This is a genomic window from Streptococcus sp., from assembly GCF_030825805.1.
In the GTDB taxonomy this organism is placed as follows: Bacteria; Bacillota; Bacilli; order Lactobacillales; family Streptococcaceae; genus Streptococcus.
Genome location: NZ_JAPJPF010000001.1, coordinates 25,238 through 48,206, shown reverse-complemented (window position 1 = coordinate 48,206; position 22,969 = coordinate 25,238). Strand labels below are relative to the sequence as shown.

At 45.1% G+C, this 22,969-nt stretch carries 14 protein-coding genes and 1 tRNA gene; 10 read left to right on the top strand and 5 right to left on the bottom strand.

What is annotated here, in order from left to right:
• From RCH62_RS00195 to RCH62_RS00185, 3 genes are all read left to right on the top strand, one after another.
• Window positions 1-1,454 (top strand): GBS Bsp-like repeat-containing protein (locus RCH62_RS00195; RefSeq protein ID WP_306474347.1); only part of this gene is annotated, 1,454 nt, incomplete at its 5' end.
• Between the two features lie 381 nt (window positions 1,455-1,835).
• Window positions 1,836-2,771: a metal ABC transporter solute-binding protein, Zn/Mn family gene (locus tag RCH62_RS00190; RefSeq protein ID WP_048689092.1), complete on the top strand. Its 936-nt coding sequence runs from the start codon at window positions 1,836-1,838 to the stop codon at window positions 2,769-2,771.
• Window positions 2,772-2,780: 9 nt separating this feature from the next.
• Complete coding sequence (locus tag RCH62_RS00185) at window positions 2,781-5,987, top strand: pneumococcal-type histidine triad protein (protein ID WP_306474346.1); 3,207 nt, start codon at window positions 2,781-2,783, stop codon at window positions 5,985-5,987.
• Window positions 5,988-6,307: 320 nt separating this feature from the next.
• Here RCH62_RS00185 and RCH62_RS00180 read toward each other — a convergent pair whose 3' ends face one another.
• The gene (locus tag RCH62_RS00180; protein ID WP_306474345.1) at window positions 6,308-7,183 is read right to left on the bottom strand and encodes an RluA family pseudouridine synthase; all 876 of its coding nucleotides are present in this window, start codon (window positions 7,181-7,183) and stop codon (window positions 6,308-6,310) included.
• Between the two features lie 183 nt (window positions 7,184-7,366).
• Here RCH62_RS00180 and pbp2a point away from each other — a divergent pair, with 183 nt between their 5' ends.
• The gene (gene pbp2a / locus RCH62_RS00175) at window positions 7,367-9,598 is read left to right on the top strand and encodes a penicillin-binding protein PBP2A (RefSeq protein ID WP_306474344.1); all 2,232 of its coding nucleotides are present in this window, start codon (window positions 7,367-7,369) and stop codon (window positions 9,596-9,598) included.
• A 327-nt stretch (window positions 9,599-9,925) separates the two neighbouring features.
• Here the strand turns inward: pbp2a and RCH62_RS00170 are convergent, their stop codons facing one another.
• Entirely contained in the window at window positions 9,926-10,846 is a 921-nt protein-coding gene (locus RCH62_RS00170) for a neutral zinc metallopeptidase (RefSeq protein WP_306474343.1), read from the bottom strand.
• Between the two features lie 126 nt (window positions 10,847-10,972).
• Between RCH62_RS00170 and rpmG the strand changes: the two genes are divergently transcribed.
• From rpmG to nusG, 3 genes are all read left to right on the top strand, one after another.
• Window positions 10,973-11,125 carry a 50S ribosomal protein L33 gene (gene rpmG / locus RCH62_RS00165; RefSeq protein ID WP_006595433.1) on the top strand — a complete coding sequence of 51 codons (153 nt, stop codon included), beginning with the start codon at window positions 10,973-10,975 and terminating at the stop codon, window positions 11,123-11,125.
• Between the two features lie 9 nt (window positions 11,126-11,134).
• Window positions 11,135-11,311 (top strand): preprotein translocase subunit SecE, encoded by a 177-nt coding sequence (gene secE, locus RCH62_RS00160; RefSeq protein ID WP_006595434.1) that lies wholly within the window; start codon window positions 11,135-11,137, stop codon window positions 11,309-11,311.
• A 184-nt stretch (window positions 11,312-11,495) separates the two neighbouring features.
• Window positions 11,496-12,032: a transcription termination/antitermination protein NusG gene (gene nusG / locus RCH62_RS00155; protein WP_006595435.1), complete on the top strand. Its 537-nt coding sequence runs from the start codon at window positions 11,496-11,498 to the stop codon at window positions 12,030-12,032.
• 88 nt (window positions 12,033-12,120) lie between these two features.
• On the opposite strand, the gene RCH62_RS00150 is transcribed toward nusG, so the two are convergent.
• Together RCH62_RS00150 and RCH62_RS00145 are read right to left on the bottom strand one after the other, a co-directional pair.
• Window positions 12,121-12,840, bottom strand: a complete 720-nt coding sequence (locus tag RCH62_RS00150; RefSeq protein WP_306474342.1) for a hypothetical protein — start codon at window positions 12,838-12,840, stop codon at window positions 12,121-12,123.
• A gap of 121 nt (window positions 12,841-12,961) precedes the next feature.
• A tRNA-Cys gene (locus RCH62_RS00145) sits at window positions 12,962-13,032 on the bottom strand.
• 313 nt (window positions 13,033-13,345) lie between these two features.
• On the opposite strand from RCH62_RS00145, the gene rpsB reads away from it, so the two are divergent.
• On the top strand, window positions 13,346-14,128 hold the full coding sequence (gene rpsB / locus RCH62_RS00140; RefSeq protein ID WP_042507486.1) for a 30S ribosomal protein S2: 783 nt from the start codon (window positions 13,346-13,348) through the stop codon (window positions 14,126-14,128).
• Between the two features lie 76 nt (window positions 14,129-14,204).
• Window positions 14,205-15,245, top strand: a complete 1,041-nt coding sequence (gene tsf, locus RCH62_RS00135; protein WP_061564469.1) for a translation elongation factor Ts — start codon at window positions 14,205-14,207, stop codon at window positions 15,243-15,245.
• 129 nt (window positions 15,246-15,374) lie between these two features.
• Here tsf and RCH62_RS00130 read toward each other — a convergent pair whose 3' ends face one another.
• Window positions 15,375-15,845: a small multi-drug export protein gene (locus RCH62_RS00130; protein ID WP_048690761.1), complete on the bottom strand. Its 471-nt coding sequence runs from the start codon at window positions 15,843-15,845 to the stop codon at window positions 15,375-15,377.
• A 271-nt stretch (window positions 15,846-16,116) separates the two neighbouring features.
• Here RCH62_RS00130 and RCH62_RS00125 point away from each other — a divergent pair, with 271 nt between their 5' ends.
• Window positions 16,117-22,899 (top strand): Ig-like domain-containing protein, encoded by a 6,783-nt coding sequence (locus RCH62_RS00125; RefSeq protein ID WP_306474341.1) that lies wholly within the window; start codon window positions 16,117-16,119, stop codon window positions 22,897-22,899.
• Window positions 22,900-22,969: the final 70 nt, after the last annotated feature.

The following is a 22,969-nucleotide window of genomic DNA, read 5'->3' as shown; positions in this document are numbered from 1 at the left end:
CGATTGAGAACAACAACTCAAGTACAGGCACCTTTGATGCAGTAGTTCGTAATGTAGTATCACCGACTGGCTTGAAAGAAGTTTTAATTCCATCATGGAGTGTAGCAGGAGGTCAGGATGATTTAATCTGGCATAAGGCCACTCGTCAAGCTGATGGTTCCTATCGAGCAACGATCAAGGCAAGTGACCACAAGAACTCAGTTGGACAGTACCAAGTTCACGTTCATTATATTGATCAAGAAAATAAGCGCCGTTATGTTACAGAGACTGTTGTAGAAGTTCGTCAATCTAAGCCGCAAGGGATGCTTTCGATTGAGAACAACAACTCAAGTACAGGCACCTTTGATGCAGTAGTTCGTAATGTAGTATCACCGACTGGCTTGAAAGAAGTTTTAATTCCATCATGGAGTGTAGCAGGAGGTCAGGATGATTTAATCTGGCATAAGGCCACTCGTCAAGCTGATGGTTCCTATCGAGCAACGATCAAGGCAAGTGACCACAAGAACTCAGTTGGACAGTACCAAGTTCACGTTCATTATATTGATCAAGAAAACAAGCGCCGTTATGTTACAGAGACTGTTGTAGAAGTTCAGAAATCAACTCCGACTGCTACGATTACGATTCAAAATAATAACAAGGATAATGGCACTTTCGATGTCATTATCAGTAATGTCTATAGTCCTAAAGGTGTACGTACTGTTCAAGTACCAACTTGGTCTGAGGTAAATGGTCAGGATGATTTGACTTGGTATGAAGCGACTCGTCAATCCGATGGGACTTACAAGGTAAGCGTGAAGGCTTCTGACCATAAGTTTTCGACAGGTACTTACCATGTCCATTTGTACTATATCCAGGGTGATGGTAGTCAGGTTGGTGTTGGTGGCACGACGGTGCAGGTAGAGAACCGGAACTTTGTAACTAGAAATCAGCTCTATCTGAAGCATATTTCTGCAAAAGATGCAGATGGTCAGTTAGGTCGAGTTCTAAAGGCGGCATCAAGCTTGATTGGCGTTGAGACTGGATCTCCAGAGCACCTTAAATTGGTCAGAGATTACAATAGTGTTCATCCGTTGCCAGTAGGTTATCCTGTGAAAAATACAGATGATTGGTGCGATGTGTTTGTCACAACTGTCTTCCAACGCGAAGGGCTTAGTCATTTGATTGGTCGTGAGTGTGGGGTGGAACGCCATATCCAAATCTTTAAACATCTAGGTATTTGGAATGAGAATGGGGCTTCTACACCGAAGTCAGGTGATATCATTACCTTTAACTGGGACCAAGACTCTCAACCGAATAATGGATTTGCGGATCATATTGGAATTGTTGAATACGTTGAAAATGGACTGATTCATACAATTGAAGGAAATTCCGGTTATGTTGGAACCGTAAAACGCAATGTTTACCGTATCGGACACGGGAATATCCGAGGCTTTGCTACACCACGTTATAGATAACAAGCAAGTATCTCGGCATTTTTGCCTAAGTACTTTTCTATAATAGAAAGATAACCAGCTCTGAAAGAGGGCTGGTTTTTTGTATTCTTTGCGGACTTGACAAGAGTGCTAAGTACTGGTATCCCCATCTCCTTGATTAGCTTGGTATTAGCCTTTGTACTACAAGCGGTGGAGCTTATCTCCTTAAAAAGAAGAAAAAATAAGCGCAAGGCTTGATTAATCTTGTCTAACTAATCGAGAGTATAGAAGAGGCACCTAGGGGCCTCTTTTTTGTGTGATAAAAAATACAAAAAATCCTTGACAAACTAAAAAATTAGCGTTATCATTAACTAGTTAATTAACTGTTTAATAAACCAATTAAGAAAAAGAAAGGATTTATACATGTTGGGGAGGAAACTAAGAGCCTTAGGAATTGGATTCATCTGTCTCTTGTTGCTAGTAGCTTGTGGAAGCCAGAGAAGTTCGGGAGCTGGCTCAACTAAAAAGGGTCTCAAAATTGTGACGAGTTTTTATCCTGTCTATTCTCTAGTTAAGGAAATTTCAGGCGATCGCAACGAGGTCTGGATGGTTCAGTCTGGCGCTGGGATTCATGATTACGAACCTTCGGCCAAGGAGACAGCCCAGATATATGATGCGGATGTCTTCGTCTACCATTCTCAAACACTCGAATCTTGGGCTGGACGTCTAGATCCTAGCTTGCAAGACTCGAAACTGCGGGTCATCGAAGCCAGCAAAGGAATGGAATTGGATAAGGTCGCTGGCTTAGAAGACATCGAGGATACGGAAGGGAAGGATGCTAAACACTTGTATGACCCTCATACCTGGATGGATCCACTGAAAATTGCCGAAGAAGGGAAGATCATCGCCAAAGAGTTGGGAGACATCGATCCAGAAAATAGAAGTTATTATGAGGCCAATGCCCAAAAGCTTGAAAAACGCTGTGAGGCTTTGGTGGCTAAATACCAGCCTCTCTTTGAAAAAGCGACACAAAAGACCTTCGTAACCCAGCATACAGCCTTCTCTTATCTAGCCAAGCGCTTTGGCTTGAAACAATTAGGAATCGCAGGGATCTCGCCTGAGCAGGAACCAACAGCCCGTCAATTGGCTGAGATTCAGCAGTTTGTCAAGGACTATCAAGTTCAAACCATCTTTGTTGAGAAGCATACCTCGTCCAAGGTGGCCGATAGCATTGCCAAGGCGACAGGAGCAAAAGTGAAGGTTTTGGATCCTCTCGAAGCAGATCCAGAAAATAACAAAGATTTCTTGGAGAACCTAGAAGAAAATATGGCTAGTCTAGCGAAAGAATTACAGGAGTAAGTAGAAAGAATGAAGAAAAAAGGAACAATTGGATTAGTAGCAACATTAGGTCTGGGTTTATGTGCCTATGCCTTAAGTCAGCAAGCACCAGTCAAGGAAGACAAAAAGAGTCAGAATCAGGTGCAGTATTTACAAGGAGACAAGAAAAAGTCAGCTAGCAAATCAAACAAACAGGAAGAGAGCATTGAATCCGTCAACTCGAAGGAAAAGACCCAGGCAGAGCAGATTGTGGTTAAGATTACTGACGAGGGCTTTGTGACTTCCCATGGAGATCATTTCCATTACTACAATGGCAAGGTCCCTTACGATGCGATATTTAGTGAGGAGTTGATTTTACGGGACCCCACTTACCAACTGAAACAATCAGACATTGTCACACAGGTACGAGATGGCTATATTATCAAGAAGGATGGGACCTACTACCTTTATCTAACTGATCCGCAACATACGCTGAATGTCCGTTCAGTGGAGGAAATTGCTCAACAGAAAAAAGGAGAGCTGGTTTCAGCTTCGAAAGAGAATGCCCAAAAATCTGGGCAAACTCGTGATTTCAGTCAGCCGAGTCAGGCCTTACGTGAAGGGAAAACAGTAGCCAGTCTAACAGCAGGTGCCAAGCCAAGTCAAGGTGGCTACCGGACAGATGATGGCTATGTCTTCCATCCTGGGGATGTTATTTCTGATACCGGGGATGGCTTCATCGTGCCTCATGGTGGCCATTACCACTTTATTCCGAAGAGCGCCTTATCAGCTGGAGAATTAGCTGCTGCCTTATCTATCTTAAATGGTAGAGGGGGGAAAAATGAGGTAAAACCTGTATTGCCCCCTTCTATCCAGTTGACTGCACCGGTTAATCCGAATCAACCGATTCCAGCGCCTGTCACTCCAGCGCTCTCCACTCCTCTTCCCCATCCAACAGTGACGACAGAAGGGCGAAGTCTGGAAAGCCTACAGAAAGAGCTGCAGCATACCCCGCTTTCAGAGCGCCATGTTGAGTCGGATGGTTCTGTCTTTGATCCAAGCAAAATTACCAAATGGACAGAGCAAGGAGTGGTGTATCCGCATGGGGATCACTTCCATTTTATCCCTTATAGTGTGCTTTCGCCTTTAGAGCGGGAATTGGCACGCCAGTATCAAGTCCTCCGGTCTCAAACTGGGACTGTAGCGACAGAAGAAAAGCCAACTCAACCTTCAAGCCCAGACACAAAACCAGTCGATCAGGACCACGAGAAGGAGGATCCTCATCATAAGCATGACCATGAGGAACATGAAGCCGATCATGATCATCATCATGAAGGCGAACATGATCATGGTTTCCATGCAGATCAGGTCATCAGCAAGGATGACGAGGGCTATATGGTCGCTCACGGGGACCATGCCCATTACTTCTACAAGAAGGATCTCTCACCTCAAGAAATCGCAGCTGCAGAGGCAGTATTAGCTGGTAAGAAGGAAGAGGACAAGGGGCAGCCACTGACAGATGATGTGGCGACCTATTCGCGCGATGCTTCGGATGAAGAAAAAATCCAATACATTAGCCAGACCTACGGCGTCCCTCGGGAAGCTATCAAGATTTCCAATGGTTTCTTTGTCTTTAACAATCCAGACCAAGAATACGATCCAACCCATATCCACCCTTATGCAGTTCGGAAGGAACATGTCCGGATTCCACTTGAAACAGGAAATCCTGAGCTAGACTTTATCAATGAGCTCTATGCAACAGCACTTCGCTCTGGTATTTCCCCTTATACGATGCAAATCGAGAATGGTCAGTTTGTCATTCCGCATGGGGACCATAACCACTATATTAAGGTGCGCTCAGCAGGCTTGGCGGACTACTTGGCTCACCGTCTGCCGACCATCCAAGCAGCTTACCAGAAAGGTGACTTGGATCAGAAAGCTGTAGAGGCCAAGGTCAACCAACTCCTAGCAGAAAGTCGGACTTTGTACGCTTCAGACCCTCTGCAACAAAGACGGATTGAGTTGAACTTGGGTCAATTCTTAGAAACTGTTAAAAACTTCCCAAGCAATTCGACAGCAGGCTACTTGGCTAGTCTTGACCAAGTTGACAAGGAATATATCCATGCGACCCAGGAAGTCAAACCGAAAGAAGAAACCGCCTTGGATCGTCGCTACCAGGAATTGTTGGAGCAGGTTCGCTTGCTAGATACCGAAGCCTTCCAACTCAAGAAAGAAAGCCTCGTTTCTCAGTTGCAGGAAGCCTATACGGCCAAGGATAGCCAACGATTGGAGAAAGAAGGAAAATTGTTGCAGGCCATTCAAGAGATGCAAGATCGGACCGGTGTGACTTCGGTGGACTACCTTAAGTATTTCTACCAAAGTTTAAGTGATGCACGCTTGACACCAGAATTGCGGGCGACAGCAGCGGACCTTGCTTTGAAGCTTTACCGGGCTCAGGCCTTTGAAGAAGCTTGGGATTCAAAAGCCCATTTCATGGAACTCTACCAAGCCAAGCAAGCCATTGACCAACTAGTGTCTCAGGAAAATGCTCCAACCTATCCAATTGAAAAAACAGTTCTGGATCAAAAGGGAGCAGATGCTCCATCCTATAATCTAGCTGTTTACGACTTCCTCAAGGGGGTCTATGGTGACCTGGATGAAAAGACAGAGTCTCGTCAACGCTCCAGTCTCTTGACAGCACTTGTAGAACAAATCACCTCTCTTTTGCCACAAGTAGAAGAAAGCAAACGTCCTGACTTTGAAGAACGTTTGGAACAGGTGCGCCAAGAGCCAGATGCTGACACGGCTTTGACAACTGGGAAAACTCTTTTGCGTGAAGTTGGTGAAACGATTGAACAACAAAAGCAAAAGAAAACAGAAGAACCTCAACTTGGAGACGTAGCCCTCTATCAAGAGATTTATAACCAGTTGATCGCTCTCCACCAACAATTGGTCGAAAAAGGAGCCAGTGATGCTCAGTTTGAACGCTTAGAAGCCCTCTTTGATCAACTAGCTGATCCGAAGAGCGACAAGAAAGCCTTGTTACAGGCGATCCAAGCCCTTCGAGATGATTTGCTAGCGGCGCCATCGACAGCAGTGACAGTGGAATCAGACAAAGCAACCCCAGCCCCTCAAAGTCCTGCCACAAGCGATCCTAACCTGAATAAGGAAGAAGCTTCAGATCCTGCTCAGACTGCATCTCCAGAGTCAGAAAAAGCAGAAGCCAGCCCAGTCGCAAGTGAAGAAACGACGGACTAGGACCTATGTAGAAATAACAGAAAAGAGAGTGGGACAGAAATCGGTAATTCGTTAGAATTCGATTTCGTCGTCCCACCTCCGCACAGTTGAGTAGGGTTGTAAAAGCTGATGAAATCAGCGCAGTAGAGCCCACTCAACCACTGCGTCTTGATCGATAATCCAAAGACAATTGAGAGGCTAGGACTTTTGTCCCAGCCTCTTTTAGATGTAGACAATCTTTATTTTTACATAGAATAGCTAGATGATTTTCTAAAATGACTTTGTCTTCACACTGAAAGCTTCTTCTAGTCCACTAGATTAGAAACATCAGTCGCTTGGCTTTATGGAGATGTCTGCTCTTTTAATCCCTTTTCAAAACTTGCAGAAGGAGCCTCGACTTGAATTTTCTCTAAGGTGAAGGGATGGGTGAGCCGCAAGCGGTGGGCATGGAGCATGAGGCGAGGAGCTCTTTCGGGGTTGTAGAGCGGATCTCCCACAATCGGATGGTCATGGTGAGAGAGGTGGACGCGGATCTGGTGGGTGCGACCTGTCTGGAGCTGGCAGTTGACCAAGCTGGTGCGTTTGAAAGTCTTTAAGCTGGTCACATGGGTTTCTGCATAGAGGCCCTTTCGAGGATCAACAATGCGTTTGCGTCGATCGTGGCGATCTCGTCCCAATTTGTCCTTATAAACCAGCTTCTTTTTGGGTAAGCTGCCTAGGATTAAGGCCCAATAGTCTCGTTGGATTTTCTTGTCTTCTAGCAGTCGATTCAGGACGGGTAAAACAAAAGGATTCTTGGCAAAGACAAGAGCCCCGCTAGTCTCCTTGTCTAAGCGATGGACTACATAACAGGTCTTCCCGACATAAGTGGAGACATGATTAAGAAGGGCGATTTCATCTGGTTGATTGGCGTGCGTTTTTATGCCTTCGGGTTTGTTTACGATGATGAGATGCTCATCTTCATAGAGGGATTGGACCAGGCTAGCATCTCCTGCTAGAATCTCCTTTTCTTCATAATCTTCCGGATCAAAGGTGAGGGTCAGCTGGTCTCCAGCCTCAAGCATCGATTGCCAATGAACAGTCTCCCCATTGACTTGGACATGTTTTTTGGTTCGCAAAAAATGACGAATCTTTCGTGGGATGAGAAAATAATCTTCAAGGGCCTCTTTAACCGTCATAGCGGGCAAGGCGCTTGGTATCGTTATCGTATAATGCATAGTGTTATTGTATCAGAAAGCAAGAGGAAAGAAAAGGCGAGAAGGAGGAAGAGGAAGGTAGGAACAAGACGCTGAAGCCCTGTATAGAGTGGACTTGACGGGAACCTTAAAGAAAGCTAAAAGCATCCTTTCTTGCGAAGGTCTTTCTTGTCTAGACGTTAGGAAGGTGATAAAATAGGGACTATGAACAAATTAAAAGAATTAATGGAGGAAATGATTCGTCATTTCCAACGAGAAAAAAAACCAAGAAAGATTGCGGAAGAGGTTGAGTTATCAACGGACGGGGAGGAGCAAGCTCCAACCTATAGCCGCTCGGACAAGTCACGGAGAAAATCTCACTCCCAACATCCGATCAGACGCTTTTGGCGCAAGTATCACTTGACCAAGATCTTCCTACTGATTGGCTTGACCTTTAGTCTCGTCGTCGGAGGTTATCTTTTCTACATAGCCAAGACGACCAATGTAGCAGATCTGCAAAATGCCCTCAAGGCGACCACGATCATCTACGATAAAGATGGGAACCAAGCAGGAAGCCTAACGGGGCAAAAAGGAACCTACGTTGAGTTAGATGCCATTAGTGAAAACTTGCAAAATGCAGTTGTTGCGACAGAAGACCGGAGTTTCTACAAAAATAGTGGGATTAACTACGGTCGTTTCTTCCTGGCGATTTTGACTGCCGGTCGCTCAGGTGGGGGATCGACGATCACCCAACAGTTGGCAAAAAATGCCTATCTTTCTCAGGACCAGACAGTTGAGCGGAAGGCCAAGGAGTTTTTCCTAGCCCTCGAGATTAACAAAAAGTATAGTAAGAAAGAAATCTTGACCATGTACCTCAACAATGCCTATTTTGGCAATGGGGTTTGGGGGATTGAAGATGCTTCAAAGAAGTATTTCGGTGTCTCCGCTAGTGAGTTGACTCTGGATCAGTCGGCTGTCCTTGCCGGCATGCTCAAGGGACCAGAAATCTATAACCCCCTTTATTCAGTCGAGAACGCAACCAATCGTCGCAATACGGTCCTACAAAATATGGTCGCAGCTGGTTATATCGACCAAGCTACAGCAGATCAATCCGCCGCAGTCGACATTCATGGACAACTGGTGGATGCCTATGAAGGCAAGTCAGAAGATTATCGCTACCCGTCCTATTTCGATGCGGTTATCAACGAGGCTGTCAATGAATATGGTCTAACAGAAGAAGATATCATCAAGAATGGCTACCGGATCTATACAGAGATGGACCAAAATTACCAAGCCAGCATGCAGGTCATCTATGACAATGTGGATCTCTTCCCTGTTGCTGAAGATGGTACACGGGCAGAATCTGGTAGCGTGGCCTTGGATCCTAAGACCGGAGGAGTGCGGGCGATCGTCGGGCGCGTGGCTAGTAACCAAGATGCTGGCTTCCGAAGCTACAACTATGCGACTCAATCTGCGAGAAGTCCTGGTTCTACCATTAAACCCCTGGTCGTTTATAGTCCAGCTGTAGCCAACGGCTGGTCAACCAATAAAGAATTGGACAATGCGACCAAGGTCTACGGTGGTTATACAGTTGATAACTATGGTGGTATCCAAGGTAGTCCGACCGTTCCCATGTACCAAGCCTTGGCAGAATCTCTCAACCTTCCAGCTGTAGCGACAGCCAATGAGTTAGGACTCAATACTGTCTTTGATTATGGGAAAAAATTTGGTCTCAACATGGACAATGTGGACAAATCTCTCGGAGTAGCCCTGGGATCTGGTGTGACGACCAACCCTCTTCAAATGGCTCAGGCCTATGGAACCTTTGCTAACGATGGAGTGATGAACGATGCCCATCTGATTACGAAGATTGAAAATGCCAGCGGTCAGGTCGTGAAAAGCCACAGTCAAAAATCGAAACGAGTGCTCAGTAGCTCAGCCAATAAGAAGATGACCAATATGATGTTGGGAACCTTTACCAACGGAACGGGTGTCAACGCAGCACCGTATGGTTATACCATGGCTGGTAAAACAGGAACAACTGAAACGGACTTCAACCCGGATCTTTCCGGAGACCAGTGGGTCATCGGCTACACGCCAGATGTGGTTATTAGTCAGTGGCTAGGATTCCCTAAGACGGATGAAACCCACTATTTGACAGGGACCAGTGCAGAGACTGCCTCTGTGATCTTCCGAAATGTAGCCAATAGCGTCCTTCCTTATACAGAAGGAACTAGCTTTGACAATGAGGAAAATTCTTACCAGGAAAATGGCATTGCCCCTGTCGGTCAAGAAACAGAAACTGAGAGTCCAGAAGAGGACAAGGGTTTCTTTGATACAGTCAAAGAACGTGCTGCAGGTATTGTAGACGATGCCAAAAAAGCCATCGATGAAGCAGATATTCCTGGAAAAGCACAAAATGCCTGGGATACTTTCAAAGGTTGGTTTGGATTCTAAAAATAGACGTTTAAAAGATGGTAAGGTTCTTTCCATTCACAGTCTTCTTAGAAACTTTCCTTAGGTGAGTACGGACGTCAGCGAACTTCGAAGAAGTTCCATGACTAATTATTGAGCCTAAGGTCTCAATAATTCCGAGTGCTTGAAACGTAATGTTTCAAGCACTTTTCTCACGGCGGAAAGTTTCAAGATAGAGTTGAACAACTCCATAAAAAAGAAAACATATTTATTGAATACCCCCAGCCATTATAATGCTCAGACAGCTGTCGATAGGGTAACAAAAAAGCCTTCAGATGATAATCTGAAAGGCTTTTGTTTTTAGTTTCATTACAAGTCTTCATCGGAGACGCTGAAGGTATCTCCGTGTTCAAAGTCGCCGTATTGGTAGCCCCGTTTGAACCAGCGCATGCGTTGTTCAGATGTCCCGTGGGTGAAGCTATCAGGGACGGAATAACCATAGGCTTGTTCTTGAAGGGTATCATCTCCTACGGCGTGTGCAGCATTGAGCGCTTCTTCAATATCGCCTGTATCCATGAGCCCTTGCTCTTCAATATAGCGCGCCCACATACCCGCATAATAGTCAGCTTGAAGTTCCAAACGGACATTGAGGGCATTTTTTTCTGTCTCGCTTTTTCCTCGGATGGCTTGCTGGTAGCTTTGAAGAGTCCCCAGTTCGTTTTGAATGTGGTGACCGACTTCGTGAGCGATGACATAAGCCATGGCAAAATCTCCGCTAGCCTTATATTTGGTGGTCAACTCTTTGTAGAAGCTGATATCCAAATAGATCTTTTGGTCTGTCGGACAATAGAAGGGACCTGCAGATGCTTGACCTACACCACAGCCAGTACGAGTTTGGCCGGTATAAAAAACCAGGGTGGGCTTGTGATAGGTCCGCCCGTCTTTTTGGAAGGTTTGCCCCCAGAAATCCTCAGTGGTTCCAAGGACTTGACTGACGAATTTGCTATCTCCGTCACTCACCTGGGTATTACTTTGGCGCGTGACTTGTCCTGAGTTGTAGTTCTGTGTGGTCTGCCCCTGGTCAAAGAGCCCGCTTAATCCAGCGCCCCCGCTCAAAAAGATGAGAACGAGGATCAAGATCAGTTTGCTCTTAAAGCTTCCAGGCGAGAGGAGGATCTGTAAAATACCACCCCCTAAATTCCCACCAGACCGGCCAGATGAGTAGCTCTCGCCACTTTGCCCGCGACGGTCTTCAATGTTTTTACTTTCTTTCAGATGATCGCTTTTCATAATTTCTCCTTTATCCTCTATATTGTATCAAATCATAGAGAAAAGCCAAATAAAATGCGCTCCCTTAGAGTAGAAGAGCTTGTCAAATAGTGGAAAACTTGCTATAATAGTGTGAATGGAGGCGTTATGGCATTAAAAAAAGCAAGTCTAGCGTGTACGGTTTGTGGGTCACGCAACTACTCAATCAAGTTGAGTGCGACGCCAAAACCAAAACGTCTAGAAGTTAATAAGTTTTGTAAACATTGTAGTAAATATACAATTCATAAAGAAACCAGATAGGAGAATGTTGTGAAATTTTTTAAAGATATTTTTGTCTTGCTTAAAAACACGACTTGGCCAAATCGCAAGGAAAGATGGAAAAATTTTATCTCAGTGATAGAGTACACCGCTTTTTTTGTAGCTTTGATTTATTTGTTTGACCAAGTAGTGGCTAAAGGTATTTTAAAGCTAATCGATATGTTCTAAAAAAGAAACAAATCTGCGTCCCTCGAGGATGCTTTTTTCTTGGCTTGGTGAAGAAAAACAAGAGAAACTTCTTTGCTTTCTCTGGTTTTATGTTATAATGGAGCTAGGAAAACAAGAGCCAGAAGGCTTTTTTTAGTATCGTGATGAAACGATCACCTTTTGGTATATAAGAAAGGAAATAAAAATGGATAGTTTTGACAAAGGCTGGTTTGTCCTACAGACCTACTCAGGATATGAAAACAAAGTGAAGGAAAACCTTCTTCAACGCGCACAAACATATAACATGTTGGAAAACATCTTGCGTGTGGAAATCCCTACTCAAACTGTGCAAATCGAGAAGAACGGGAAGACAAAAGAAATTGAAGAAAATCGCTTCCCAGGTTATGTCTTGGTCGAAATGGTCATGACCGATGAAGCTTGGTTTGTCGTTCGGAACACACCAAACGTTACTGGATTTGTTGGATCGCACGGGAACCGTTCAAAACCAACTCCACTTTTGGAAGACGAAATCCGTAACATCTTGATTTCGATGGGACAAACAGTTCAAGATTTCAATATTGATGTGAAGGTGGGAGATACTGTACGCATTATCGATGGGGCTTTTGCAGATTACACTGGTAAGATCACAGAAATCGATAACAACAAGGTGAAAATGATCATCACCATGTTTGGAAATGACACTGTGGCAGAAGTCAACCTCAATCAAATCGCAGAATTGTAATAGAGGAAAAAAGGGGCCTTCCCCTTGATAGAAAGAAATCCTCCAAGACGCTGGTCTTGGAGGATTTGTGTTTGTTGAAAAGAGGTTTTTATGCAGGTTCAGAGACTTGGAAGACTGTTTCTTTGTCAAAACCGACAGAGTAGTCTTTCCCGTCTTCACCTTTCCAAGTAAAGATAGTCGCGTAGCCAAAGACGAAAACAGTTTCTGGACGGCCGTGTTTTTCAATAACTTCTTTAGCCGTCATTCCAGGTTGAATATCCTTGAGATTCGTAACCTTTTTAGAGTTAGGCAAGGTGGCAATTTTGTTAGTGGCTTGACCTTTTTCATTAAAATCAATCAAGATAGCAGAGCCATCTCCATGCCAGTAACCATCATTACCAGAAGAGGAATCAGTAGGACCTAACTTGCTGATCGCTTCAGCTTTTGTAGTAGGCGCAAGGGCTTCATTACCAACGAGGATTTCAACTTTAATTTCTTTGAAGGCAGCCCATTTTGGCATTTCAGGGATATCCCCGATAGCTTCCAGTGACTCTCCTTGGTCCATCAAGCTCATTGTATAGTTAGGATCCTCGCGCGTGTTAGAGTCTGAAGAGCTATAAGAATCATCCTTATTGAAGCCTGATGAAAAATCCTTTTTGCTGGTTGACTTTTTAGAATATGAACTTCTAGAGCTCTTAGAGCTTTTAGAGGTTTTTTTAGAACTGCTCACAAGCGGTTTTCTTTGGTCAGTCTCTGGAGCAGCAGGTTGGCAAGCAGTCAGCATGGCCAAAGAGAGGATGCTGAGAGCATATAGGGTAACTTTTTTCATAATCATCTTTTCCTTTCATGAGTGGAGAATAGAATCACTCGCAAAGGAGCGATGGTGCAGTCCAATCAAGTGATGGTATTAAAAAAAGCCCATTGCTGGGCTCATTGATAGTTGTTTGTGAAGGCGGTAGACGGATTTGAACCGACGATCAAGCTTTTGCAGAGCCGTGCCTTACCACTTGGCTATACCGCCACAACATATTCTATTTTATCTTAAAAATCAGATAAGGTCAAGAAAAAATTTCGGACAAAAGGCTTATGAAAGGGAAAGAATGAGAATCGTGCAGAAAAAAAGAGAAGAAGGAGGGAGAGCCCTGAAGAAAAGCAGGAAAGTCTAGGAATTTCTATCAAATGACTTGCAAAAAGCTTCTAAATCTGCTATACTAATAAAGTTGCGTAAAGCAATAAATACTCATCCCGGAACCATTGTGGCACCGTTGCCCTTGTGGTCGTGTTGCAAGCTGACGTCTGGGAGAGGAGAAAAAAACAAAAAGGAGAATTTACTCATGGCAGTAATTTCAATGAAACAACTTCTTGAGGCTGGTGTACACTTTGGTCACCAAACTCGTCGCTGGAACCCTAAGATGGCTAAGTACATCTTCACTGAGCGTAACGGAATCCACGTTATCGACTTGCAACAAACTGTAAAATACGCTGACCAAGCATATGACTTTATGCGTGATGCTGCTGCAAACGACGCAGTTGTATTGTTTGTTGGTACTAAGAAACAAGCTGCTGAAGCTGTTGCTGAAGAAGCTGTTCGTTCAGGTCAATACTACATCAACCACCGTTGGTTGGGTGGAACCCTTACTAACTGGGGAACAATCCAAAAACGTATCGCTCGTTTGAAAGAAATCAAACGCATGGAAGAAGAAGGAATCTTCGACGTTCTTCCTAAGAAAGAAGTTGCACTTCTTAACAAACAACGCGCTCGTCTTGAAAAATTCTTGGGTGGTATCGAAGATATGCCTCGTATCCCAGATGTAATGTACGTTGTTGACCCACACAAAGAGCAAATCGCTGTTAAAGAAGCTAAGAAATTGGGTATCCCAGTTGTAGCGATGGTCGACACAAACACTGACCCAGACGATATCGATGTAATCATCCCAGCTAACGATGATGCTATCCGCGCTGTTAAATTGATCACTGCGAAAATGGCTGATGCTGTTATCGAAGGACGTCAAGGTGAAGATGCAGTTGCATCAGTTGAAGCTGAATTGGCAGCAACTGAAACTCAAGCAGATTCAATCGAAGAAATCGTTGAAGTTGTAGAAGGCGACAACGCTTAATTCATAATCGTAATTACCTAGGAGGGCGGGGCTTAGCCCGGCTCTCCTATTTTTAAAAAAATATAGGAGAATCAAAATGGCAGAAATTACAGCTAAACTTGTTAAAGAGTTGCGTGAAAAATCTGGTGCAGGTGTCATGGACGCTAAGAAAGCCTTGGTTGAGGTTGAAGGTGACATCGAAAAAGCAATCGAATTGCTTCGCGAAAAAGGTATGGCTAAGGCAGCTAAGAAAGCTGACCGTGTTGCCGCTGAAGGTTTGACTGGTGTTTATGTGAACGGTAACGTTGCAGCAGTAGTTGAAGTAAATGCTGAAACTGACTTCGTTGCGAAAAACGCTCAATTCGTTGAATTGGTAAACGCAACAGCGAAAGTCATCGCTGAAGGTAAACCAGCTAACAACGAAGAAGCTCTTGCTTTGACAATGCCTTCAGGTGAAACTCTTGAAGCAGCATACGTATCTGCAACTGCTACAATCGGAGAAAAAATCTCATTCCGTCGTTTTGCTTTGCTTGAAAAAACAGATGCACAACACTTCGGTGCTTACCAACACAACGGTGGACGTATCGGTGTTATCTCTGTTGTCGAAGGTGGAGACGAAGCACTTGCTAAACAAGTCTCAATGCACATCGCTGCAATGAAACCAACTGTTCTTTCATACAAAGAATTGGATGAGCAATTCGTGAAAGACGAATTGGCACAATTGAACCACGTCATTGACCAAGACAACGAAAGCCGTGCAATGGTTGGTAAACCAGCTCTTCCACACTTGAAGTATGGTTCTAAAGCTCAATTGACTGACGAAGTGGTTGCTCAAGCTGAAGAAGATATCAAAGCAGAATTGGCAGCAGAAGGTAAACCAGAAAAAATCTGGGATAAAATCATTCCAGGTAAAATGGATCGCTTCTTCTTGGACAACACAAAAGTTGACCAAGCCTACACTCTTCTTGCACAAGTTTACATCATGGATGACAGCAAGACAGTGGAAGCTTACCTTGAATCAGTAAATGCTTCAGTTGTTGAATTCGTTCGCTTTGAAGTTGGTGAAGGTATTGAGAAAGCTTCAAATGACTTTGAAGCAGAAGTTGCAGCTACAATGGCAGCAGCTCTTAACAACTAAGAATAAAAAATAAGAGGTTTCGATGGAAACCTCTTTTTTGCAAGATAAAGTCATCTAGCTATTTTTTATAAAAAATAGTTTGTCTATATTCTAAAAGGACTGAAACAGCTGTTTCAGTCCTTTTTGTGATTAATGCGCAAAGGTATCTAGTCCAAAGAGGAGCGAGAGAGAGCCCATGATGAGACCTGCTAGGACAACTCCCAGCATAACAGCAAGGACGCTCCGTTTGAAGTCCCAGTCTAGAATAGAGGCGGCGAGGGTTCCAGTCCAGGCTCCAGTTCCTGGTAAGGGAATACCGACGAATAGGAGTAGGGCCCAAAAGATTCCCTTATCCCCTGCAGCTTCTTCTAATTTTTGTCCTCCACGATGGCCTTTGTTGAGACACCAAGTGAAAAAGTTCCCGATAACAGGCTTATCTTTCCCCCATTCCAGGATATGGCGAGCGAAAAAGAAGATAATAGGGACAGGAAGCATGTTGCCAATGACCCCAATCAGGAGAGCTTGCCAAAGAGGAATTCCACTAGATATGGCGTAGGGAACGGCTCCACGAAGTTCTACCAGAGGAATCATGGAGATCAAAAAAGTAATAATGTAGTTCATGTGTTATCCTTTCAATTCATCCTTTCCATTCTACCTTATCTTATATAAATTCACAACTATTCAAGTTGAAAATCTAGTATTTCAGAATTAAAAAACGAAGAATATTATCTATTCTCTACAAATTATAGTTCTTTTTGATCAAACTAAAGACTGTCCATTACATCCCTTGTTTAACCTTTATTATTTGGTATAGTTATAATGTGAGATTCGGTACAATTTTCAAAAGCATTGAAAGCGCTTACTATATTAATTGTTTAAATGGAGGTTAAATATGGGAAAGTCTTTTTTTGAAAAGCGCAGTGTATTTAGTATTCGCAAGCTCGCGGTTGGAGCTTGTTCTGTATTAATCGGTGTATCTTTTTTGGGAGCTCCATCTGTCTTAGCTGAAGAAGAAGGAAGAGCTGTAACAGAAGAGGAGATGACAGCCACAAGGGAGGCGTCAGAGGTGACGAATGGAGAAGTTGGGACAAGTGATAAAGCTTCAACAACCGTAGAGGCACCTGCTGTGATTACTCCTGAAAGAAATGAGAGCGAAATCGAAAAGCCACAGGTGGAACCTCAAACAAGTGAACGTTCTGCTGGGGCTATTGAAGAGGCTGCGAAGGATCAAAAACAAGTAGCGGAGGACATGGTGCAAGATCGCGAACGAGATTTTAACAAGGACTGGTATTTCAAGTTAAATGCAGCTCCTGGTGCAGAAGGTCGCCAGGTGGATGTCAAAAACTGGAAAAAATTAGATTTGCCACATGATTGGTCAATCTTCTTTGACTTCGATCACAATTCTCCGGCTCAAAATGAAGGGGGACAATTAAACGGTGGGGATGCTTGGTATCGCAAGACCTTCCGTTTGGATGATAAAGATCTAGATAAGAAAGTTCGCTTGGAATTTGGTGGAGTTTACATGGATTCCAAAGTCTATGTAAACGGACAATTCGTGGGTCATTATCCAAATGGCTACAATGCCTTTTCTTATGATATTACCCCTTATTTGAATTCGGATGGAAGTGAAAACACCATCGCGGTTCATGTGGTCAACCAACAGCCAAGTAGTCGTTGGTATTCTGGAAGTGGGATTTATCGTGATGTCAAACTCAGTGTGACGGATAAGGTCCATGTAGCTAAGTATGGGACCACCATCACTAGTCCAAAATTAGAAGAACAACAGAATGGGGCAGTTGATACTCTTGTGAAGAGTCGTATTGTCAACCAAGATGATCAAGCCCACAGTGTGTATGCGGAATACGAAATCGTCGATCAAAATGGTCAAGTGGTCAGTGAAAAGGTGCGCAGTGAAGTGCAATCCGTTTTGGCTGGTCAAGAGATCAACCTGTCTCATACCCTTCATGTTGAAAAACCAACCCTCTGGGATGTCAAAACCAATAACCCAGCCCTTTATACTCTGTATACACGGGTCTATCGGGATTCGCAATTGGTCGATGTGCAAAAGGAACGCTTTGGTTATCGCTATCTCAACTGGACACCGGAAGGTGGCTTCTTCCTTAACGGAGTGGCTACGAAATTCCACGGTGTTTCCCTTCACCATGACCATGGGGCCCTCGGAGCTGAGGAAAATTACAAGGCTGAATACCGCCGTCTCAAACAGATGAAGGACATGGGGGTCAATGCCATCCGGACGACCCACAACCCAGCGAGTGAACAAACCCTGCAAATTGCGGCTGAGTTGGGCTTGATGGTCCAAGAAGAAGCCTTTGATACCTGGTATGGTGGCAAGAAACAATACGATTACGGTCGATTCTTTGAAAAGGATGCAACGCATCCAGAAGCTCGAAAAGGGGATAAGTGGTCTGACTATGACCTTCGGACCATGGTAGAGCGAGGCAAGAACAATCCTTCTATTGTGATGTGGTCAATCGGTAACGAAGTCGGTGAAGCAGATGGATCTGATAAGTCTGTCGCAACCGTTCGTCGTCTGGTCAAGACCATCAAGGAAGTGGATGCAACTCGCTATGTCACCATGGGAGCTGATAAATTCCGCTTTGGTGATGGATCAGGAGGACATGAAAAGGTAGCGGCAGAGCTCGATGCGGTTGGATTTAACTACTCAGAGGCCAACTATGAAAGCCTACGCGCTAAACATCCAAACTGGCTCATTTATGGTTCTGAAACCTCTTCTGCAACGCGGACGCGGGGCTCTTACTACCATCCTGAAAGAGAGTGGGTCGGAAGCAACCAAGAAGACCGCCATTATGAACAATCAGACTATGGCAATGACCGGGTTGGTTGGGGTCGGACAGCGACAGCCTCTTGGACCTTTGACCGCGATTATGCCGGCTATGCAGGACAATTTATCTGGACAGGTACGGACTATATCGGCGAGCCAACACCATGGCACAACCAAAATGACACACCTGTGAAAAGTTCTTATTTCGGTATTGTCGATACTGCCGGCCTTCCAAAGAATGATTTTTACCTTTACCAAAGTCAATGGGTATCGGCTGAGAAACATCCAATGGTTCATCTCTTACCACATTGGAACTGGGACAATCCAGAATTAGCCAATCGTGTCATGGATGAAGAAGGTCGGATTCCTGTTCGGACCTTCTCCAATGCCCACAGTGTGGAATTGATTGTCAATGGGGAATCACAAGGAGTCAAGACCTTTACCAAGAAGACCACAGCAGATGGCCGGACCTACCAAGAAGGGGCAAATCCGGATGAACTCTATCTAGAATGGTTGGTTCCTTATGTGCCAGGTAAGGTGGAAGCTATTGCCCGCAACGAAGCAGGAGAAGTGATTGCCCGCGATCAGATCGAAACAGCTGGGAAGCCAGCCGGTGTTCGTCTATTGAAAGAAGAACACGCCATTGCGGCAGACGGCAAGGATCTGACCTATATTACCTATGAAATCGTCGATGAAGCAGGCCGTGTGGTCCCAACTGCCAATAACTTGGTGCATTTCCATCTGCATGGACAGGGCCAAATTGTCGGTGTCGACAACGGGGAACAAGCTAGCCGTGAACGCTACAAGGCGCAGGAAGATGGCTCATGGCAACGTCGGGCCTTTAACGGCAAAGGAGTGGTCATTGTCAAATCAACTGAGCAGGCGGGTGCCTTTACTCTGTATGCAGACTCAGACCGCTTGCAGTCAGACCAAGTAAGCCTCTTTACAGGTAAGAAGGACCAGGAAGAACGCTCTGTCTTGGGGGTCGAACCGGTTCGAACTCAAGTGTACTTGGGACAAAATCCTGAACTTCCAAGTCACGTATCTGTTGTTTATAGTGATGGCAAGGCCCAAGAAGAAGCCGTCGAATGGGATGCAGCAGACTACAGTCGTGCTGGCCAAGTCCGGGTGACAGGTCATGTTCAAGGACGGACGGTCGAAGCTCTGGTCGATGTGATCGGTGTGGAGCAAGTCCTTCCGGTTATCAAACAAATCCCACAGGGAGCAAATCTAGCGACAGTGGATAAGACTGTGCAATTGGTCTTCACAGATGGCCGGACAGTTAGCTATGAAGTTGATCAATGGACCTTGGAAGCTGGTCAAGAAGATCAGTTGTCCACACCAGGTGCTCGCTTGAAGGCGACAGGTCTCCTAGGCAATGGGGAAACCGTCCAAGCGACGCTAGTGGTTGCAGGAGGAGATGTAGCCAAGGCTAAGAAACCAACGGTTCAGCTAGATGGAGTAGCTCTTCCAAAATTTGGTAGTGGCAACCATACCATTTTCCGTTCCCTCGCTTATGGGCAAGAGCCAGGTCAAGTCACAGCAAGTGCAGAAAATGCTCAAGTGACGGTCCTCCAAGCTAGCCGTGAAAATGGTTTGAAGGCTCAAATCTATGTTACCGCTAAGGATACGGGAGCTGTACAGACCTATGCTATCCAATTCCAAGAAGAAAGTCCACAGATCCAGCGCCTAGAATTGCGTCTGCCAGAAGGACAGGAACTCAAGGAAGACCAAACGGTACCACTTGAAGTCATTGCCCATTACCAAGATGGTAGCCAGGCAAGTCTCAAAGCAGATCAAATCGATGTGAAGACAAGAGCTGGTAGCCAAGGAAAAGCGGTCGCAAGCAAGAAAGGTTTGGAACTACGGGAAGCAGGATTGGTTCATTTACAAGCTAGCTTCCAAGGACAAACAGGGGAATTAACCTTTACCATCACGCCAAATCCTGAAGAAAAGACAGTTGTCAAGGTGCGTCCTGTACGAATCAGTACCGATCGAAACGTGTTGCCAGCTCTTCCAGAAACCGTCTTGGTTGAGTATGACAAGGGATTCCCTAAAGAAAAACGCGTGACCTGGGATGCTGTGACCGCAGATCAAGTCAAGGATTACCATAGCTTTACAGTCACCGGTCATGTAGAGGGTGTGGAAAAAGAAGCCCAAGCTCAAGTCACGGTTGAAGGCATTATCGCTGTAGAAGAAGTCAGCACCACCACTCCAGTCGGAGAAAAACCAGCACTTCCAGAAAGCGTGCGGACTTATCATTCCAATGGCAAGACCTATGCTGCTAAGGTAGCCTGGGATGCGGTCGATCCGCAACTCTTGGCCAAAGAAGGAGAAGTTGTCCTCTCTGGTCGTGTAGAAGGAACGGATCTTCCAACCCGTCTTCATATTCGTGTTTCCGCAAATACAGTCAAGGGGGCCAACGTAGCAGAGCAATGGACAGGATCTGTCTTGCCACTCGCTTTTGCAAGTGACTCTAACGATGCGGATCCAGTTGCTAAGGTCAATGATAAGGTCATCTCCTTTACCGATGCTCCAGCTAACCGTTGGACCAACTGGGGCCGTGACAATGCGGAAGATTCGGTTGGAATCTTGTTTGGGGACTCTGGTATCTTGACCAAGCGTGCAGTGGACAACCTCCATGTTGGTTTCCATGAAGACCACGGCGTTGGGGTTCCAAGTGAATACGTGATTGAGTACTATACAGGGGAGCAAATCCCAACAGTTCCAAGCAATCCAAATCGTGTCAAAGACGAAACAGACCATCCATTTAACAATCCAGCTAACTGGAAAGAAGTCAGCAACCTAACCGTTGAAGAACCGGTAGCAGCTGGCAAGATGAATCATTTCAGTTTTGATAAAGTCGACACCTATGCCGTTCGGATCCGCATGAAGACACCAGAAGGCAAACGTGGAAGCTCTATTTCAGAGATTCAGATCTTTGCCAATAAGGTGGCGGCAGAAGAAAAGAGCCAGGTGACCATTCGTGTCAACGGTGAGGTTTTACCAGGAGTTAACCCAAGTGTGACCGATTACTATATCGATGCGCGTGATCGGGCTTATCCACAAGTGGAAGCGACAGCCAGCCATCACGGTCTTGCAACGGTTGTGCCAAGCGTCCATGAAGGTGAGCCAATCCGTGTCATCCATAAAGCAGAAGATGGTACTATCTTACAAGAATACCGCCTCCATCTCACAAGTGATGCGGAAAAACTGAAACAAGCTGCTCCAGTAGCAGTAGAAGCAGGCAGCCGTTTTGTGAAAGTCGGTCAAGATCTAGCTCTACCATCTACAGTAGGTGTCTACTTCAAAGGGGATACAGGCTATGAACGCAAGGAACTGACGGTGGACTGGCAGGCTGTACCAGCTGATGCACTTTCTCATGAAGGCAGCTTCACGTTAGAAGGAAAGGTCCTCGGTTATGATCTGACAGCTCAGCTGACAGTCCGGGTGTCAGAAAAGACAGGAGAAAACCTCTCTGTGAACCGTGACTACAATGCAGAAGATACCAGGGCATTTGCTAGTGAAACCAATGATCTCGATCCAAATCAAATCGATTATATCGATTACATCAATGATGGTGGCTACAACGAGTACTATCGCTGGACCAACTGGAAGAGAGAGCCGGATCAAACAGAAGCCTTTGCTGGTCTCATCTTCAAGAAAAATGGTCAAGTAACCGAGCGCTTAGTCAATAAAGTAGCAGTCGACTTCTTTGCAGACCAGGAAACAGGTCTGCCAACGAAAACGGTTCTTGAACGCTATATTGGTCCAGACTTTGATGTCCCAGATGATTACGGCAATTTGAAAAATCTTCCAGAACATCCATTTAACCAGTCCTCTAACTGGGAAGAAATTCCTTACAGCTTGGATTATGCCTTTGAACCTGGTTATATCTCTAATCTCAGCTTCAACGAAACCAGAACGAAAGCCATCCGTTTAAGAATGGTCCGTGATGAAAGTCTTAAAGGAATCGGAATCATTGAATTGAGCGCCTATGCTCCAACAGAAGAGGCCCAGACAACAACAGACGTCACCATCCAAGTGAATGGCAAAGACCTAGAAGGTTTTAAACCAGATGTGACAGATTATCATCTAGAGTATGAGGGAGAACGTCCAATCGTTTCGGCACAAGGCAAGAATGGAACAGCCGTTACGGTCATCGATGCTAAAAGTGCCAATACTCCGGTTCTTGTCAAGGTTGTCTCAGAAGATGGCAAGCTCGAAAAAGTATATCAACTTTCTCTATCCGCAAAAGCACCTATAGGCTCAGCCATTCCTGAAGAAGGGGTTAAGAATCTGGTTCATACCAAACCAGAGTTGGTGATTGAGCCAGAAGAGATGGACTTTGAACGCCTAGAACGTCCAAATGCGGATCTTCCAAAAGGTGAGAAACGTGTGGTTCAAGAAGGACAAAAAGGCCGCAAATTACGCTTGGTGGAAGTCTCTCAAGAAAATGCTGTGGAAAGTCGGAAGGAACTGGATGCCTTTGTAGAACTAGAGCCAGTAGCAGAAATTACAGAGGTGGGCACGAAAGAAGCTCTTCCAGACACTCCACAACCAGAGCCACAGCCAGAACCGCTACCGAACCCAGAACGTCCTCATGGCTCAGAAGGACCAGTAGCTGCCACAACTCCTCAAGCATCTCTTGAGGTCAAAGCAGTGCGTCAGGAAGGGACAGATGCAGCAGGGAAGGAAGTCGAGAAAGAAACTCAAGCGCCAGCAGTTTCAGCTGCTCCAGTTTCCGAAGGTAGATTACCAAATACAGGAACGGAAGAAAGCGTCGCAAGCCTTGTGGCAGGTCTCTTAGCAGCAGGTTTTGCCGGTGCTGTGCTGGATGATCAGAAAAAAAGAGCCGATAAGGCCAAGTAAAAAGCTGGATAAGCCAGCAACTATACGGTGAAAAGTTCACAGGTAACAGAAAGAGGATGGGGAAAGTCTC

Excerpts from the sequence above, each read along its gene's own strand:
- RCH62_RS00190 (WP_048689092.1), top strand. The coding sequence starts at position 1,836 with ATGTTGGGGAGGAAACTAAGAGCCTTAGGAATTGGATTCATCTGTCTC.
- RCH62_RS00185 (WP_306474346.1), top strand. The coding sequence starts at position 2,781 with ATGAAGAAAAAAGGAACAATTGGATTAGTAGCAACATTAGGTCTGGGT.
- RCH62_RS00180 (WP_306474345.1), bottom strand. The coding sequence starts at position 7,183 with ATGCATTATACGATAACGATACCAAGCGCCTTGCCCGCTATGACGGTT.
- pbp2a (WP_306474344.1), top strand. The coding sequence starts at position 7,367 with ATGAACAAATTAAAAGAATTAATGGAGGAAATGATTCGTCATTTCCAA.
- RCH62_RS00170 (WP_306474343.1), bottom strand. The coding sequence starts at position 10,846 with ATGAAAAGCGATCATCTGAAAGAAAGTAAAAACATTGAAGACCGTCGC.
- rpmG (WP_006595433.1), top strand. The coding sequence starts at position 10,973 with ATGGCATTAAAAAAAGCAAGTCTAGCGTGTACGGTTTGTGGGTCACGC.
- nusG (WP_006595435.1), top strand. The coding sequence starts at position 11,496 with ATGGATAGTTTTGACAAAGGCTGGTTTGTCCTACAGACCTACTCAGGA.
- RCH62_RS00150 (WP_306474342.1), bottom strand. The coding sequence starts at position 12,840 with ATGAAAAAAGTTACCCTATATGCTCTCAGCATCCTCTCTTTGGCCATG.
- rpsB (WP_042507486.1), top strand. The coding sequence starts at position 13,346 with ATGGCAGTAATTTCAATGAAACAACTTCTTGAGGCTGGTGTACACTTT.
- tsf (WP_061564469.1), top strand. The coding sequence starts at position 14,205 with ATGGCAGAAATTACAGCTAAACTTGTTAAAGAGTTGCGTGAAAAATCT.
- RCH62_RS00130 (WP_048690761.1), bottom strand. The coding sequence starts at position 15,845 with ATGAACTACATTATTACTTTTTTGATCTCCATGATTCCTCTGGTAGAA.
- RCH62_RS00125 (WP_306474341.1), top strand. The coding sequence starts at position 16,117 with ATGGGAAAGTCTTTTTTTGAAAAGCGCAGTGTATTTAGTATTCGCAAG.